15 protein-coding genes are annotated in these 16,921 nt (G+C 61.5%); 9 read left to right on the forward strand and 6 right to left on the reverse strand.

What is annotated here, in order from left to right; all coding sequences use genetic code 11:
• Window positions 1-47: 47 nt before the first annotated feature.
• The 3 genes from nuoM to LIY45_RS22985 all read left to right on the forward strand — a co-directional run bounded on the left by nuoM (window position 48) and on the right by LIY45_RS22985 (window position 3,629).
• A complete protein-coding gene (gene nuoM, locus LIY45_RS22975; protein WP_017476147.1) occupies window positions 48-1,580 on the forward strand; it encodes an NADH-quinone oxidoreductase subunit M in 1,533 nt (510 codons plus the stop codon).
• Window positions 1,581-1,587: 7 nt separating this feature from the next.
• A complete protein-coding gene (gene nuoN / locus LIY45_RS22980; RefSeq protein WP_017476148.1) occupies window positions 1,588-3,051 on the forward strand; it encodes an NADH-quinone oxidoreductase subunit NuoN in 1,464 nt (487 codons plus the stop codon).
• A gap of 263 nt (window positions 3,052-3,314) precedes the next feature.
• Window positions 3,315-3,629 carry a transcriptional regulator gene (locus LIY45_RS22985; RefSeq protein WP_226477703.1) on the forward strand — a complete coding sequence of 105 codons (315 nt, stop codon included), beginning with the start codon at window positions 3,315-3,317 and terminating at the stop codon, window positions 3,627-3,629.
• A gap of 60 nt (window positions 3,630-3,689) precedes the next feature.
• Here the strand turns inward: LIY45_RS22985 and LIY45_RS22990 are convergent, their stop codons facing one another.
• Together LIY45_RS22990 and LIY45_RS22995 are read right to left on the reverse strand one after the other, a co-directional pair.
• Window positions 3,690-5,369 (reverse strand): methyl-accepting chemotaxis protein, encoded by a 1,680-nt coding sequence (locus tag LIY45_RS22990; protein WP_017476151.1) that lies wholly within the window; start codon window positions 5,367-5,369, stop codon window positions 3,690-3,692.
• Window positions 5,370-5,439: 70 nt separating this feature from the next.
• Entirely contained in the window at window positions 5,440-6,759 is a 1,320-nt protein-coding gene (locus LIY45_RS22995; RefSeq protein WP_167410187.1) for a Na+/H+ antiporter NhaC family protein, read from the reverse strand.
• Window positions 6,760-7,006: 247 nt separating this feature from the next.
• On the opposite strand from LIY45_RS22995, the gene LIY45_RS23000 reads away from it, so the two are divergent.
• Window positions 7,007-9,154 carry a methyl-accepting chemotaxis protein gene (locus LIY45_RS23000; RefSeq protein ID WP_226477704.1) on the forward strand — a complete coding sequence of 716 codons (2,148 nt, stop codon included), beginning with the start codon at window positions 7,007-7,009 and terminating at the stop codon, window positions 9,152-9,154.
• Window positions 9,155-9,196: 42 nt separating this feature from the next.
• Here LIY45_RS23000 and LIY45_RS23005 read toward each other — a convergent pair whose 3' ends face one another.
• From LIY45_RS23005 to LIY45_RS23020, 4 genes are read right to left on the reverse strand one after another with little or no spacing between them, the layout of a single operon-like run.
• Window positions 9,197-10,513 (reverse strand): sensor histidine kinase, encoded by a 1,317-nt coding sequence (locus tag LIY45_RS23005; protein WP_226477705.1) that lies wholly within the window; start codon window positions 10,511-10,513, stop codon window positions 9,197-9,199.
• A complete protein-coding gene (locus tag LIY45_RS23010; RefSeq protein ID WP_017476155.1) occupies window positions 10,510-11,178 on the reverse strand; it encodes a response regulator transcription factor in 669 nt (222 codons plus the stop codon). Before LIY45_RS23010 ends, LIY45_RS23005 begins: the two co-directional genes overlap by 4 nt.
• Window positions 11,178-11,501 carry a PepSY domain-containing protein gene (locus LIY45_RS23015; protein WP_063031437.1) on the reverse strand — a complete coding sequence of 108 codons (324 nt, stop codon included), beginning with the start codon at window positions 11,499-11,501 and terminating at the stop codon, window positions 11,178-11,180. Before LIY45_RS23015 ends, LIY45_RS23010 begins: the two co-directional genes overlap by 1 nt.
• On the reverse strand, window positions 11,501-11,809 hold the full coding sequence (locus LIY45_RS23020; RefSeq protein ID WP_008432789.1) for a PepSY domain-containing protein: 309 nt from the start codon (window positions 11,807-11,809) through the stop codon (window positions 11,501-11,503). Before LIY45_RS23020 ends, LIY45_RS23015 begins: the two co-directional genes overlap by 1 nt.
• Window positions 11,810-11,968: 159 nt before the next feature.
• Here LIY45_RS23020 and LIY45_RS23025 point away from each other — a divergent pair, with 159 nt between their 5' ends.
• The 5 genes from LIY45_RS23025 to LIY45_RS23045 all read left to right on the forward strand — a co-directional run bounded on the left by LIY45_RS23025 (window position 11,969) and on the right by LIY45_RS23045 (window position 16,894).
• A complete protein-coding gene (locus tag LIY45_RS23025; protein ID WP_226477706.1) occupies window positions 11,969-13,048 on the forward strand; it encodes a patatin-like phospholipase family protein in 1,080 nt (359 codons plus the stop codon).
• Between the two features lie 77 nt (window positions 13,049-13,125).
• A complete protein-coding gene (gene queD / locus LIY45_RS23030) occupies window positions 13,126-13,482 on the forward strand; it encodes a 6-carboxytetrahydropterin synthase QueD (RefSeq protein WP_003190259.1) in 357 nt (118 codons plus the stop codon).
• 103 nt (window positions 13,483-13,585) lie between these two features.
• The gene (locus tag LIY45_RS23035; protein WP_017476159.1) at window positions 13,586-14,209 is read left to right on the forward strand and encodes an NUDIX hydrolase; all 624 of its coding nucleotides are present in this window, start codon (window positions 13,586-13,588) and stop codon (window positions 14,207-14,209) included.
• A gap of 202 nt (window positions 14,210-14,411) precedes the next feature.
• On the forward strand, window positions 14,412-15,680 hold the full coding sequence (codB, locus tag LIY45_RS23040) for a cytosine permease (protein WP_226477707.1): 1,269 nt from the start codon (window positions 14,412-14,414) through the stop codon (window positions 15,678-15,680).
• Complete coding sequence (locus tag LIY45_RS23045) at window positions 15,677-16,894, forward strand: PucR family transcriptional regulator ligand-binding domain-containing protein (protein ID WP_226477708.1); 1,218 nt, start codon at window positions 15,677-15,679, stop codon at window positions 16,892-16,894. The genes codB and LIY45_RS23045 overlap by 4 nt, the downstream gene beginning before the upstream one ends.
• Window positions 16,895-16,921 lie beyond the last annotated feature (27 nt).

The raw sequence follows: 16,921 nt of genomic DNA on the forward strand, positions 1-16,921 counted from the left end.
ATGCACATTGCGAACTTTGCGAACTTGCGAAAGGAAACGAGCCCGTCATGATTCTGCCCTGGCTAATCCTGATCCCTTTTATCGGCGGCCTGCTCTGCTGGATGGGTGAACGCTTCGGCGCCACCCTCCCCCGCTGGATTGCGTTGCTGACCATGTCCCTGGAACTTGCGCTCGGCCTCTGGCTGTGGGCCCACGGTGACTATTCATTTGCTCCGGCACCGGGTGTCGATCCAACCTTCGCGCTTGAATTCAAGCACGTGTGGATCCAGCGCTTCGGCATCAACGTGCACCTGGCCCTCGACGGCCTGTCGCTGTTGATGATCCTGCTGACCGGCCTGCTGGGTATCCTCTCGGTACTCTGCTCCTGGAAAGAGATCCAGCGTCACGTGGGCTTCTTCCACCTGAACCTGATGTGGATCCTGGGCGGTGTTGTCGGCGTGTTCCTCGCCCTCGACCTGTTCATGTTCTTCTTCTTCTGGGAAATGATGCTGGTGCCGATGTACTTCCTCATCGCGCTCTGGGGTCACAGTTCTTCGGACGGCAAGAAAACCCGGATCTACGCGGCGACCAAGTTCTTCATCTTCACCCAGGCCTCCGGCCTGATCATGTTGGTGGCGATCCTGGGTCTGGTACTGGTCAACTTCAACAGCACGGGCGTGATCACGTTCAACTACGCCGACCTGTTGAAAACCAAGATGTCCCTGACCACCGAGTACATCCTGATGCTGGGCTTCTTCATCGCGTTCGCGGTGAAGCTGCCGGTGGTGCCGTTCCACTCCTGGTTGCCTGACGCTCACGCCCAGGCACCGACCGCAGGTTCTGTGGACCTGGCCGGTATCCTGCTGAAGACGGCGGCCTACGGCCTGCTGCGTTTCGCCCTGCCGCTGTTCCCGAATGCCTCGGCCGAGTTTGCGCCGATCGCCATGACCCTCGGTCTGATCGGGATCTTCTACGGTGCGTTCCTGGCCTTCGCCCAAACCGACATCAAGCGTCTGATTGCCTTCTCGTCCGTTTCCCACATGGGTTTCGTACTGATCGGCATCTATTCTGGCAGCCAACTGGCACTGCAAGGCGCGGTGATCCAGATGCTGGCGCACGGTGTGTCGGCAGCGGCACTGTTTATCCTCAGCGGCCAGTTGTACGAGCGCCTGCACACCCGGGACATGCGTGAAATGGGTGGCGTATGGTCACGTATCGCCTACCTGCCGGCCATCAGCCTGTTCTTCGCCGCCGCGTCCCTGGGCTTGCCGGGTACCGGTAACTTCATCGGCGAGTTCCTGATCCTGATGGGTGCCTTCGTGCATACACCGTGGATCAGCGCAATCGCTACCTCCGGCCTGGTGTTCGGTTCGGTCTACTCGCTGATCATGATCCACCGCGCGTACTTCGGTCCGGCCAAGTCCGACACCGTGCTGCACGGCATGGACGGTCGCGAACTGATCATGGTGCTCGGCCTTGCGGTACTGCTGGTGTTCATCGGCGTGTACCCGCAACCGTTCCTGGATACCTCTGCCGCAACGATGCATGGCGTGCAGCAATGGTTCAGCACCGCCTTCACTCAACTCGCTTCGGCCCGGTAAGAGCGCTATGGAATTCACGATCCAACACTTTATCGCGCTTGCGCCGCTGCTGATCTCCAGCCTCACCGTTGTGGTGGTGATGCTGGCGATCGCATGGCGCCGCAACCACTCACAGACCTTCCTGATTTCCGTGGCAGGTTTGAACCTGGCCTTGCTGTCGATTATCCCGGCACTCAAGGTCGCACCGCTGGCGGTCACGCCGCTGTTGATGGTCGATGACTTCGCGCTGCTGTATATCGCGTTGATCCTCGTGGCCACCCTGGCCTGCGTCACCCTCGCCCACGCCTACCTCGGCGAAGGCGGCACGGGTTACCCGGGCAACCGCGAAGAGCTGTACCTGCTGATCCTGCTGGCTGCAACCGGCGGTATCGTGCTGGTCAGCGCACAGCACCTGGCCGGCTTGTTCATCGGCCTGGAACTGCTGTCGATCCCGGTCTACGGCCTGGTGGCGTATGCCTTCTTCAACAAGCGTTCCCTGGAAGCCGGTATCAAGTACATGGTGCTGTCGGCCGCAGGCTCCGCGTTCCTGTTGTTCGGTATGGCCCTGCTCTACGCAGAAGCCGGCAGCCTGAGCTTCAGCGGTATCGGTCACGCCCTGGCAGCTTCCGGCAGCCCTGCGCCCATCGCCCAGTTGGGCCTGGCCATGATGCTCATCGGCCTGGCGTTCAAACTGTCGCTGGTGCCATTCCACCTGTGGACCCCGGACGTGTACGAAGGCGCCCCGGCGCCGGTAGCCGCGTTCCTGGCCACCGCGTCGAAAGTCGCGGTGTTTGCGGTGATGGTGCGTCTGTTCCAGATCTCCCCTGCGGCCAACACCGGTGTACTCAGCAACGTGCTGACCATCATCGCCATCGCCTCGATCCTGTTCGGCAACCTGCTGGCGCTGACCCAGAACAACCTCAAGCGTCTGCTGGGTTATTCGTCCATCGCGCACTTCGGTTACCTGCTGATCGCCCTGGTGGCGAGCAAGGGCCTGGCGATGGAAGCCATCGGCGTGTACCTGGTCACCTACGTGATCACCAGCCTCGGTGCCTTCGGTGTGATCACCCTGATGTCCTCGCCTTACAAAGGCCGTGACGCCGACGCCCTGTACGAATACCGCGGCCTGTTCTGGCGCCGCCCGTACCTGACTGCCGTGCTGACCGTGATGATGCTGTCCCTGGCCGGTATCCCGCTGACCGCTGGCTTCATCGGCAAGTTCTATATCGTGGCCACCGGTGTTGAAGCGCACGAATGGTGGCTGGTTGCTTCCCTGGTACTGGGCAGCGCCATCGGCGTTTTCTACTACCTGCGTGTGATGGTGACCTTGTACCTGATCGAGCCAAACCTGCGCCGTGTGGACGCCGAGTTGCACTGGGAACAGAAAGCGGGCGGCGTGATGCTGCTGGCAATCGCCCTGCTGGCGTTCTTCCTGGGTGTGTACCCACAACCGTTGCTCACCCTGGTGCAGCATGCGGTGATGGCGGGTTGATCGCTTAGTTAGATGCAGTAAACAAAACGGCGCCTTCGGGCGCCGTTTTGCTTTCCACTGTAGGTGCAAGCTTGCTCGCGATGGTCGTTAACGATGACGCGGGGTATCTGAAACAACGCAGCGCTTTTCAGTTTTTCGCGAGCAAGCTCGCTCCTACAGAAACGGCGGAGTTGTCTGACCCCACACACAATCTCTACTGATATCGCCCTCTCAAGCGCCACCGTAGAGTTGCCGTCCTATACGCAATCTACGTAGGCATACCCATGAAACGTGACATCTTTTCCGAACTGGTCGAAGGCCTCGACGCGCTGGCAGATGAACGAGAAGGCAAGGTAACGTTGCGTAGCCACAAGGTGCAGTTGAACAAACTGGCACCGCTCACTGCCGACGAAGTGATTGCTGTGCGCCAACAACTCAATCTGTCGCGCTCGGTATTTGCGATGTACCTGCGCACCAATACCCGGACCCTGGAAAACTGGGAGCAAGGCCGAGCAAAACCCAATGCTCAGGCGGCAACCTTGATTCGGCTGGTGGCGAAGTTTCCGGAGACGGTGGAACGTTTGGCGCTGTTGACCTGATCGATCAACCCCGCCAAGCCCATCGGCAACAGGACGTTGCCGATGGGCGAAAGCCTGCAATCAAATCCTGAACTGCCCCACCAACTGCCCCAACCGCTGCCCAAGGTCCGCCAGGCTGCGGGAGGTCTGGGCGCCCTGCTGGGTTTCATCGGCCACGCTGTCCACCGCTACTGCGATCTGATGCACGCTGCGGTTGATCTCTTCGGCCACGGCGGTTTGCTCCTCAGCCGCGCTGGCGATCTGCGCGTTCATCGAGTTGATGGTGCCGATCAACTGCGCCATGGTGTCCAGGGACGCACCGGCTTCGTTGGCCTGGGCTGAAGTGCCGTCACCGGCATCACTGGAGCGACGCATGGATTCCACGGCGGCTTCGGTGCCTTTTTGCAGGCGGTCGATCATGCCCTGGATTTCCTGGGTGCTTTGCTGGGTGCGGCTGGCCAGCGCCCGCACTTCGTCGGCGACCACGGCGAAACCACGGCCGGCCTCCCCTGCCCGCGCGGCTTCAATCGCGGCGTTGAGGGCGAGCAAGTTGGTCTGCTCGGCAATCGAGCGGATTACCCCCAGCACGCTGACAATCGAGGAAACGTCCTGCTGCAAGCTGTCCAGGGACACGCCGCTGGTGCGGATGTCGTTCACCAGCGCGTGAATCTGCGCGATGCTGCCATCCACGACTTTTTTCGCGGCCTGGCCTTCGGCGTCAGTCTGCTGCGCTGCAACCGCCGCGCCTTGGGCACTGCGCGCTACTTCATGGGCAGCGGAAGACATTTCGTTGATCGCAGTCGCCACCTGGTCCGTCTCGTGACGCTGGCGTTCCATGGCTTTTTCCGAGCGATTGGCTTGCTCGGCGACCTGGCTCACCAGGCCGGTAAGCTGGGAGGTCATTTCAGTGATCTGGCGCACCAGGCCGTGGATCTTGTCGACAAAGCGGTTGAACGAACCGGCCAGTTCCCCCAGCTCGTCCTGGCTGGTGATGGCCAGGCGGCGGGTCAGGTCACCCTCACCGGCCGCGATGTCGTCGAGGTTGATCTTCATCAGGTGCAACGGCCGCAGGATGGTATTGGCCACCAGCATGCCCACGGCGGCGATCACCAGCAGCACCACCACGGCAATCCCGATGATGCTCAGCACCACGCCTTCCATGCGTTTCTCCACCTTGGCCTGAACCTCGGCGACCTGGGCGTCGATACCGTCCAGGTTCACCGACGTACCAATCACCATGTCCCACTTGGGCAGGTATTCGGTGTAGCCGAGCTTGGGCACCAGTTCGGTCTGGCCGGGCTGCGTCGAGCTGTATTGCAGGTAGTGGGTGCCATCCTTGCCGACTTTCACCAGGTCGCGGTTGACGTAGACGCCATTCGGGTCGCGATTGTCCTTGAAGCTTTTGCCGACGCCGTCCGGGCTGTTGCCCTTGAACAGGCGAATGGTCTCGGAGTCGTAGCCGAAGAAATAACCGTCCTTGCCGTAGCTGGTGTTGGACAGCAGCTTGACCACCTGTGCCCGCGCCGCCGTGTCGCCCTGGGCGGCAGCGTCGTACAGCGGCTTGATGGTGGTCATGGCCACCTCGACGTAACCGCGCAAGGTGGTCTTGGCGTCGTTGAGCAGGTTCTGACGGGTTTCTTCGACCTCGTTGCGGGCCTGCTCCTGAAGGATCCACACCGTGGTCAGGCTGATGATCACGGCAAACAACAACACGGGCAGGACAGCAAGGGACAGTACTTTGGCCTTTAGACTCAGACGCATGGCTCTTCTCTCTTAAGGGACGACTTAAGAGGTTAACGGCTAGTTACAATAAATCTGTAGGACAATCCCGTCAGAGCGTCATCGCGGCAAACCAGCCAAACGCCAGCAGCGGAATGTTGTAGTGCAGGAAGGTCGGCACCACGGTGTCCCAGATATGGTGATGCTGGCCGTCGATGTTCAAACCCGAAGTCGGGCCCAGGGTGGAGTCCGACGCGGGAGAGCCGGCATCGCCCAATGCCCCGGCCGTGCCGACGATGCACACGATCGCCAACGGGCTGAAGCCCAACTGCACGCACAACGGCACAAAGATCGCCGCCAGGATCGGCACCGTGGAAAACGACGAGCCGATACCCATGGTCACCAGCAACCCCACCAGCAGCATCAGCAACGCGCCCACACCACGGCTATGGCCGATAAACGCCGCGGAGGCTTGCACGAGTGTCTGCACTTCACCGGTGGCCTTGAGCACTTCGGCAAAGCCGGACGAGGCGATCATGATGAAGCCGATCATCGCCATCATCTTCATGCCTTCGGTGAACAGGTCATCGGTGTCGCGCCAGCGCACGATGCCCGACACCGAAAAGATCAGGAACCCGGCCAGGGCGCCAATGATCATCGAGTCCAGCCACAGCTGGATAATGAACGCCGCCGCAATCGCCAGGCCGGCCACCAGCAGGGTCAGCGGGTTGTATTGCACCGCCACCTGCTCGACCCGCTCGATTTTCTCCAGGTCGTACACGCGCTTCTTGCGGTAGCTGATAAACACCGCCACCAGCAGGCCGACCACCATGCCCAGCGCCGGGAGGCCCATGGCGTGGGTGACGTTGACGTGGCTGATGTCGACGCCGCTCTTGGCCACGTTGGCCAGCAGGATCTGATTCAGGAAGATATTGCCGAAGCCCACCGGCAGGAACATGTAGGGCGTGATCAGGCCGAAGGTCATGACGCAGGCGATCAGCCGACGGTCCAGCTGCAGCTTGGTCAGCACATATAAAAGCGGCGGTACCAGCAACGGGATAAACGCGATATGGATCGGCAGGATGTTCTGGGAGGCGATGGCCACTACCCAGAGCAGGCCGATCAGCAACCATTTGACGTGACTGCCGCCCGTGGCTTCCTGGCGATCCACCAGCAGCAGGGCTTTGTCCGCCAGCGCATGGGCCAGGCCGGATTTGGCAATCGCCACGGCGAACGCGCCCAGCAGCGCGTAGGACAACGCCACCGTCGCACCGCCACCCAGCCCGCTGTTGAACGCCTTGAGCGTTGCATCGATACCCAGGCCGCCGGTCAGGCCACCCACCAGGGCGCCGACAATGATCGCGATCACCACATGCACGCGGGACAGGCTGAGCACCAGCATCGTGCCGACCGCGGCGATTACTGCATTAATCATCGTTACCTCAAGACAGAAAAACTAAAAAAAGCACGCACCTGCCCGGGCTGCTGTCGGGAACGGCTGCCGCAAACCAGGTTTTAAAGGCGTTTTATTAGAGGGCGCGCACTTTGCAGCAGGTGGGCGGGCATGTCAAAGAACGGCGTCGCAAACGAGTTTAAATTGATCGTTTGAATAAAGAAAATTCCCGAGCGGCCGATACAGGCAGATCGTCTTTGTCGTATCGAAAGTTAAGGAAGGCTCCATGTCGCTCAGACAGCTGTCCATTCAATGGAAAATTACCCTGCTGGCCGGTCTTTGCCTGCTGGGCATCGTGACCTTGCTGGTAGGTCTCTCGCTGTACCGCATGGCGCAGAGCTCCGAACTGGTCAAGGCTTCCAGCATGGAAATGCTCGACGAAGCCGCCCAGGCCCGCATTGAAGCCCAGGGTGAAGTCCAGGCCTTGGGCATTCGCCAGCAGTTCATGGACGCCTATCAATACGGCCACGGTTTTTCCCGGCAGGTGCTGTTCCTGCGCGAACAGGCGGAGAAACGCTTCCTGGATGCCTTCGACCTGCGCGAAGACCTGACCCGCCAGGTCAAGGCCGCGCTGCAAGCCAATCCGGAACTGCTGGGCCTGTCCCTGGTGTTCGAGGCCAACGCACTGGACGGCAAGGACGAGTTGTTCGCCAACCAGCAAGAGCTGGGCAGCAACGACAAAGGCCGTTTTGCGCTGTACTGGTCGCAGCCGACTGCCGGCAAGCTGACGTCCATGTCGCTGCCCGAAAGCGACATGTCCGACACCAGCGTCGGACCCAGCGGCGAAAAAGCCAACGCCTGGTTCACCTGCCCGCGCACCACCCTGAAGCCGTGCGTGATCGAGCCGTACTTCTATGTGATCGACGGGCAAAAGGTGCTGATGACCAGCATCGTCTTCCCTCTGATGGTCAACGGCAAAGTCATCGCCTCGCTGTCGGTGGACATCAACCTCAACAGCCTGCAAGCCGTCAGCCAGGGCGCCAGCCAGAAACTCTATGACGGCCAGACCAGCGTCAGCATCATCAGCCCGGTGGGCCTGCTGGCGGGCTACAGCCCGGACGCCGGCAAACTCGCCCAGCGCCTGGACGCCGTCGACACGGCCAACGGCGCGCAGCTGATCAGTTCGCTTTCCACCAGCACCCAGACCCGCAGCGTGCGCACCGACCATCAACTCAAGGTGCTGGCGCCGTTCCAGCCGATCCCCGATGGCAAGCCGTGGGGCGTTCTGCTGGATGTACCGGAAAAAGTCCTGGTCGCCCCGGCTGAAGCCCTGAAGTCCAAACTGGATGCCGACAACGCTAAAGGCACTCTGCTGGAACTGAGCCTGGGCCTGCTGGCAGCAATCGTCGGCCTGTTGCTGGTGTGGCTGATGGCCCGCAGCGTAACCCGGCCGATTCTCGGCGTGGCGCGCATGCTGGAAGACATTGCCAGTGGCGAAGGCGATCTGACCCGGCGCCTGGCCTACGACAAACACGACGAACTCGGCGAGTTGGCCGGCTGGTTCAACCGCTTCCTCGACAAGCTGCAGCCGATCATTGCCCAGGTCAAACGCTCGGTGCAGGACGCCCGTGGCACCGCCGACCAGTCGGCGGCGATTGCCACTGAAACCAGTGCCGGCATGGAGCAGCAATACCGCCAGGTCGACCAGGTGGCCACCGCCTCCCACGAAATGAGCGCCACCGCCCAGGACGTTGCCCGCAGTGCAGCGCAAGCCGCCCAGGCCGCCCGCGATGCCGACCAGGCCACCCGTGAAGGCTTGACCGTGATCGACCGCACCACCACCAGCATTGGCCACTTGGCGGCGGACATGAGCACCGCGATGACCCAGGTGGAAGGGCTGGCCGCCAACAGCGAGAAGATCGGCTCGGTACTGGAAGTGATTCGTGCAATCGCCGAGCAAACCAACCTGCTGGCACTGAACGCGGCCATCGAAGCTGCCCGTGCGGGTGAAGCCGGTCGCGGTTTTGCGGTGGTCGCCGATGAAGTGCGCAACCTGGCGCGACGTACCCAGGAGTCGGTTGAAGAAACCCGCCTGGTGATCGAGCAGTTGCAAAGCGGTACCCAGGAAGTGGTCGGTTCCATGAGCAACAGCCATCGCCAGGCCCAGGGCAGCGTCGAACAGGTGGGCCAGGCCGTGACCGCCTTGCGCCAGATCGACGAGGCGGTGACGGTGATCAGCGACATGAACCTGCAGATCGCCAGTGCCGCCGAAGAGCAAAGCGCGGTGGCCGAGGAGATCAACAACAACGTAGCGACGATTCGCGATGTGACGGAGTCGTTGTCCGAGCAGGCGAATGAGTCGGCGCGGGTCAGCCAGGCGTTGAACAGCTTGGCGAATCAACAGCAGAGCCTGATGGACCAGTTCAGGGTTTGATGACACGCCGGAGGTGAAGAAGCTTGCTTCTTCACCTCCCTGCTAGTGGCGACGTGGCAAGTCGATGACTACCGTTAAACCACCAAGTTCGCTTTCTTCAAGCCGCAGTACCCCGCCCCACACCTCTACGATATCCCGCACAATACCCAGCCCCAGACCATGCCCGTCAGTCTGCTCATCCAGCCGTGTGCCTCGGCTGAATACCTGGTCGCGCTGATGCTCGGGAATCCCCGGCCCATCATCTTCCACCACCAGCCGAAAGCCTTCCGGGGTTTCACTGATGCTCAACACAATTTCCGCGTCCGCCCATTTGCAGGCGTTGTCCAGCAGGTTACCCAACAGTTCCAGCAAGTCTTCACGGTCCCACGGCAACTGCAAACCGGGCGGTACGCGGTAAGTCAAATCCAGGTGTTCGCCATGGATCATGTTCAGGGTCGCCAGTAACCCCGGCAATTCAGCATCGCAATCAAACAAGGCACCCGGCAACGTCTCGCCGGCCAGGCGCGCACGATTGAGTTCGCGATTAAGCCGTTGTTGCACCTGCTCCAACTGTTCACGCAGCAGCTTGCTCAGTTGCGGATGGTCCTTGAGCTGCTCACTGGATGCCACACTCAGCAACACTGCCAACGGGGTTTTCAAGGCATGGCCGAGATTGCCCAGGGCATTGCGCGAGCGCTTGAGGCTGTCCTCGGTGTGGGCCAGCAAATGGTTGATCTGCGCCACCAGCGGCTCCAGTTCCACCGGCACCTGGGTGTCCAGTTGCGAACGCTGGCCTTGCTGCAGTTGCGCGATCTGGTTGCGCGCGGTCTCCAGCGGGCGCAAGGCGCGACGCACGGTGACCCGTTGCAGGATCAGGATCAGCAACAGCGCCGCCAGCCCCAGCACCAGGCCGATCTGGCGCATCAGGCGAAAGCTTTCCCTGACCGGGGTGTAGTCCTGGGCCACGCTGATGGAAATCGATTGGCCAAAGCGCTTGTAGTCCGAACGCAGTACCAGCAACTGCTGGCCTTCCGGCCCCAACTGCAGGTTGCCCTTGAGCCCGGCGTGAGGCAGTTGCGGCAATTCCTGGTCCCATAGCGAGCGGGAACGCCAATGGGTGTCGGCAAAATCAATACGGAAATAGTGCCCGGAAAACGGACGCTGGTACGCAGGAGACAATCGCTGCTCATCCAGTTGCACCCCCGCAGGCCCACGCACCAATGCCACCAGCAGGTTTTCACTGTCGTTGCGCAAGCCCGATTCCAGGTAGCGTTGCAGGCCCATTTCGAACAGCCACAGGCTGGTTTGCGCCAGCACCAGGCCGACGATCACCATGACGCTGATCAGCCCCAGGCTCAGGCGCCGCTGGATCGACTTCATGCAGGGCTGGCGCCGAAACGGTAACCCTGCCCGCGCCGGGTCTCGATCACGCTGCGACCCAACTTGCGGCGCAGGTGATTGACGTGGACCTCCAGCACATTGGAATCACGTTCGGTCTCGCCATCGTACAAATGTTCGGCCAAGTGGCTTTTTGAAAGGATTTGCTCGGGGTGCAGCATGAAGTAACGCAACAGCCGAAATTCGGCGGCGGTCAGTTGGATCTCCTCGCCATCACGCATCACACACTGGCGGCCCTCATCCAAATGCAAGCCGGCGGCCTGCAAGGTCGGCTGATTGGCCTGGCCATGGGAACGGCGCAGTAAGGCCTGGATACGCAGGTGCAGTTCTTCGGGATGGAACGGTTTGCTCAGGTAATCGTCGGCACCCGCCTTGAGCCCTTCGATGCGCTCGGCCCAGGAGTCGCGGGCAGTGAGGATCAGCACCGGTGTGGCCAGGCCGGCGGCACGCCACTGTGTCAACACTTCAAGCCCGGGCAAACCCGGCAGACCGAGGTCAAGGATGATCAGGTCGTAGGGCTCGCTGCGCCCCTGATACACCGCATCACGCCCGTCCGCCAGCCAATCCACGGCATAGCCCTGACGGTTGAGCCCAGCCATCAGCTCATCGGCCAGGGGGACGTGGTCTTCCACCAGGAGCAGGCGCATCAGTCGTCTTCCTTGTCTTTGAGCAGTTCACCGGTGTTGGCATCAAGTTCGATCTCGCGCACCACGCCTTCCACCGTCAACAGTTCGATTTCATAGATATAGCGCACAGGTCGATCCTTGTGCTCTTCAAGCTCGGCGTCCAGCAACTTGGCACCCGGGTAGCGCTCGAAAGCCGGGCCCAGAAGGTGCTCAAGCGGCGCAATGACGCCCTTCTGGCGCAGGCGCAGCGCTTCATCCTGGCCCAGGTCCCGCGCGGCCAGGCCTGAGCAAAATGCCAGGAGCACCAGCGCCACTTGAACGCTGGTGCGTAGATTTACCTTCATTACGTATCCTGATGATCCTTGAGGACGGCCCCGGTCACAGCGTCCAATTCCAGGTCCCACTCAACGCCCTGGGCGTCGCGCAGTTCCACCTGATAAAGGTACTTGCCGTATTCCTCTTCAAGCTCGGTTTCATGCACGGTGGCGCCGGGATGTTTGGCCAGTGCGATGGCATTGAGCTTCTCGAAAGACACAATGGTACCAGCGTCGCGCAACTTCAGTGCTTCGTCCGGCCCCAGGTCGCGAGCCTGGGCGACGCCTGCGGTGAGGGCGATGATACTGCTGGCGATCAAGGCTGTGAGGGTTTTCATGGTGAGTCTCCGTTTCAGGATATTTTGCCTACGGGGCTCACGGTACTGGATCCAACTTAACTGAAACTGAATTGCCACCATGGCAATTCTGCGCAATACCTTTGCCTGCAACCGCGCAAGATTTCCTATACTGCCCCGCTCGCTGTCGATGAGACCGGTATGACTGCTATCCACATGAAGTTCCCCGCCCTGACCCTCAAGGCCGGTAAACGCGCCTTCACACGCATTCGTGAGCAGGGGCTTGCGCCTGCGGACGTCGGCATCCTTCCCGGCGCTGCCGGCGGGCCCAAGGCGCTGGGCATCCAGGGTCTGGATCTGGCGGTGTTTGGTGACTGGCTGCCCCGGGCGCCACGTGAACGTGCACTGATCGGCGCCTCGATTGGTTCCTGGCGGTTTGCCAGTGCGTGCCTGCCCGACCCGGTGCAAGGCCTGCTCGACCTGGGCCGGCTGTACAACGAACAAAGCTTTGCCAAAGGCGTGACCATGGCTGAAGTCAGCCAGAGCTGCGTGCGCATGCTCGATGACTTGCTGGCCGGCCGCGATGCCCGGGTGCTCGACAACCCGAACTACCGGCTGAACATCATGGTGGTCAAAAGCCATGGCCTGCTCGCCGACGATCATCGCGGTCGCCTCGGTTTGGGGCTGTCCTCGGTGATCGCCGACAACCTGCGGGGCCGCGCGCGGTTGTCCCGGCACTTCGAACGGCTGATCGTCCACGACCCACGCCAGGCGCCCCCGCTGCATGCGCTGGAGGATTTCCCGTCGCGTTTCCTGAATCTGGAACCGGGCAACCTGCGCCAGGCGCTGCTGGCGTCGGGCTCGATCCCCATGGTGATGCAAGGCGTGCGCGACCTGCCCGGCGCCGGTGCTGGCACCTACCGCGATGGCGGCCTGCTGGACTATCACCTCGACCTGCCCTACCACGGCGATGACATCGTGCTGTACCCGCACTTCACCGACCGGGTCATTCCTGGCTGGTTCGATAAAGGCTTGCCGTGGCGCCGCGCCAATCAACAGGGCTTGCAGGATGTATTGCTGCTGGCACCGTCGAAGGAATACCTGGCCCGCCTGCCCCACGGCAAACTGCCGGACCGCAGCGACTTCAAGCGTTTCATGGGGGATGACCCGGGCCGCAACAAATACTGGCAAACCGCAATGAGCGAAAGCCAGCGGCTGGGTGACGAGTTTCTGCAACTGGCCGACAACGGGCAATTGGGCGAACGCCTGCTGGCCCTCTGATCAAGCGGTGTGCGCGGCGAGGTCACAAACTGTTAAACTCGCCGCCTGCCAGACACCTCACCGAGCTGAAAAACCCTGTGGAAATCTTCAAAGAGTTTACCTTCGAGTCCGCCCACCGCCTGCCCCACGTTCCGGAAGGCCACAAATGCGGGCGCCTGCATGGCCATTCGTTCAAGGTGGCGATCCACCTCAGCGGCGACCTCGACCCGCACACCGGCTGGATCCGTGACTTCTCGGAGATCAAGGCGATTTTCAAGCCGCTCTACGAGCGCCTCGACCACAACTACCTCAACGACATCCCGGGCCTTGAAAACCCCACCAGCGAAGTGCTGGCCAAGTGGATCTGGAATGAGTTGAAACCGTTGTTGCCGGAACTCAGCGCGATTCGCATCCATGAGACCTGCACCAGCGGCTGCATCTACCGCGGCGAATAAGCCGGTGATGTAAAAAAACCACCCTTGCGGTGGTTTTTTTATGCCGATGAGTCCCTTACAGTCAGGGCCTCTCGATGATATCGCCGCCATTGAAGGAACCTTCATGGAAAACACCTGGCTGGCCCAGGCCAAGCGCTTGCAAGCATTGGCCTCCACGGGGCTGCACTTCTGCACCGATGACTTCGAGCGCGAGCGCCTCGAGGAAATCGCCCAGATTGCCCACAGCATGCTGGCGCAATTGGGCGAGGTGCCGCTGGAGCGCATCACCGGGCTGGTGCCGGATTTTGCCAAGCGCTATTCAACGCCCATGATTGATGTGCGGGGCGCGGTGATTGAGGGCGACCGGATCCTGTTGGTGCGCGAGCTGACGGATGGCTGCTGGGCGTTGCCTGGTGGTTATGCGGATATTGGTTTGTCGGCCGCTGAAAACATCATCAAGGAGATCCGCGAAGAGGCCGGACTGACCGTCACCGCGAGGGCGCTGTACAGCGTCACCCATAAGGCCAAAGGCTTGTACCGGCCCGATATCAGGGATTTCTACAAACTCTACTTTCTGTGCGAACGGGTTGATCAACTGGCGCCAGCAGCGGGGTTCGAAACCACGGAAGTCGGGTTCTTCAGCCTCGACGACCTGCCGCCGTTGTCCCGCGGCCGCACCATTGAAAGCGACCTTGAGGCCGCCTTTGCATTTCATCGCGGCGAGACCACTCACACCCTGTTCGATTGAATAACCGATGATCCAATTTGTATCACCGCTGCACCGCTTTCGCGCCTGACTGGGCAGAAAGACCAATCCCTCCTGCGCGCCCCCCCTGTTTGGCTATAAATACTGTGCAACCTGCACAGTACTGACCGTGCGCCTGTCACTGCCTTGCACTTGGCACGACGGGTGCAATAGGCCTGCGTCACTCATTCAGGGAGAACGGCACATGACGCAGAACGAACCGGGCAATGACTACCCTCTCAGCGAGGTGCCCATGCATGCCCGCAAAGGCCTGGCCTCCACCGCCATGGTGCTGCTGGGCTTTACCTTTTTTACCGCGACCATGTTCGCCGGCGGCAAGCTGGGGGTGGCCTTCAGCTTTACCCAGATGCTCGGCGTCGTGGCCCTGGGTAACCTGCTGTTGGGTATCTACGCCGCAGGCTTGGGTTACATCGCGTTCAAGAGCGGTTTGAACTCGGTACTGATGGGGCGCTTCTGCTTCGGTGAAGTGGGCAGCAAGTTGAGCGACTTGATCCTCGGTTTCACCCAGATCGGCTGGTACGCCTGGGGCACCGCCACCGCTGCTGTGGTGCTGGGCAAATATTTCGAGTTAAGCCAGGGCAGCGTACTGGGGTTGATGGTGCTGTTTGGCATGATGTTCTGTGCGACGGCCTACGTGGGCTATCGCGGGTTGGAGATTCTGTCCTACATCGCCGTGCCGGCCATGGGCATTTTGCTGTTTCTGTCGATGTGGGTCGCCACGGTAAAGGTCGGCGGACTGGACGGGCTGCTGGCCGTGGTTCCCACCGGAGAGCTGGACATGTCCACCGCCATCACGCTGGTGTTCGGCACCTTCGTCAGCGGCGCGACCCAGGCCACCAACTGGACGCGCTTCTCGCGTTCGGCCAAGGTCGCGGTGCTGGCCAGCCTGATCGGCTTCTTTATCGGCAATGGCTTGATGGTGCTGATCGGTGCCTACGGCGCCATCGTCTACCAGCAGCCCGACGTGGTCGAGGTGTTGCTGCTGCAAGGTTTTGCCATGGCGGCCATGGCCATGTTGCTCCTGAATATCTGGAGCACCCAGGACAACACCATCTACAACTTCGCCGTTGCCGGCTGCAACCTGCTGCGCACCAAGCGCCGCAAAACGGTGACCCTGGCCGGCGCGGTGATCGGCACCCTGCTGGCGCTGCTGGGCATGTACGACATGCTGGTGCCCTACCTGATCCTGCTGGGCACGGTGATTCCACCGATTGGCGGGGTGATCATGGCGGACTTTTTCTATCGCTACCGTGGCCACTATCCGCGCCTGGCCGATACGCGCCTGCCGGCCTTCAACTGGCCAGGACTGATCGCCTATGCCGTGGGCACGGTGCTGGCCTTTCATTCGCCGTGGGTTGCTCCACTGGTGGGGATTGTGGCGGCGTCACTGACCTACATCGTGCTGACCAGTGTGCTGCGGGTGCGGGCACCTTTGGCTGACGTCCAGGCATGAGCCTGACCATCGCCGATGTGTTGGCCTTGCCTGGCCTTGAGTCGATGTGCCTGCGAGCCGGGGAAGCCGGCCTGGAGAACACGGTGCGCTGGCCCTATGTCGCAGAAAACAGCGGCATCGCCGAATGGGTGCTGGGGGGCGAACTGGTGTTTGTCACCGGCATCAATCACCCACGGGATGAGGCCAATCTGTTGGTGCTGCTGGACGAAGCCTGTCAGCGCCTGGTCGCCGGCCTGGTGATCCTCACGGGACCGGACTATATCCAGGCGATTCCCCAACGTCTGCTGGAAGCGGCACAAGCGGCGGGCATGCCGCTGATCGAACAGCCGTACTCGTTGAAGATGGTGCTGGTGACCCAGGCCATCGGGTCGGCGTTGATCCAGTCGCAGCAGTTGGGGCGCTCGCGACACGATGTGCTGGAGCGCCTGCTGGCCGGTGATTACCAATCCCTGGATTTGCTGCTGCACCGCGCTGCGCAGCTGGACATGCCGTTGGCCGGACATTGGCAGGTCGTCCAGCTGCAACTGGACGGCAGCGATGCACTGTTTGCCCAAGGCGAAGCGCCGGTGGTAGAGGCACAGCTTGCCCGTCAGCACGATGCCATTACCCGGCGTCTGCGCCAGTTTTCTGCGCAGCACCCATCGCGCCTGCCCGTGCTGGGGCGTGCCGGGCAATGGACGTTGCTGTTGCCGGCGATGGACGCGGGTGCGGCATTGGCCAACCGCCCATTGTTGGCCGGTTGGTTGAAAGCACTGAACCTGCGCCTGGCCCCCTTGAAACTGTTTATCGGCCTGAGTGCTGCTGCGCACCCACCCGCGCGCCTGGCCCAGGCCCTGGATGAGGCACGTCAGGCGTTGACCGCTGCACGACGGTTCAGTGAGCGCGCCGGGCTGTGCGTCTACGATGAGTTGGGGGTACTCAAGTTGCTCAGCGGCGTGCGTGATCGCGCCCTGCTCGACCAGTTTCTCAACGAACGCCTGGGGCCGCTGTTGCGGCATGACCTGCACCACGGCCCAAGCCTGATGCCGACCCTGGAAGCCTGGTTCCACGAGAATGGTAACCTTGTGGCCGCCGCCCAGCGGCTGGCGGTTCACCGCAACACCCTGACGCACCGCGTCCAGCGCATCGAAGCCCTGTGCGGCCTGAGCCTGGACAATGCTTATGACCGCCTGGACATCGGCATCGCGCTGATGATCTGGCGGCTGTCTGCCTGACTGTTTTTTGCCAAGAGGAACTTGCCC

The organism is Pseudomonas sp. MWU16-30323 (assembly GCF_020515595.1).
In the GTDB taxonomy this organism is placed as follows: Bacteria; Pseudomonadota; Gammaproteobacteria; order Pseudomonadales; family Pseudomonadaceae; genus Aquipseudomonas; species Aquipseudomonas yamanorum.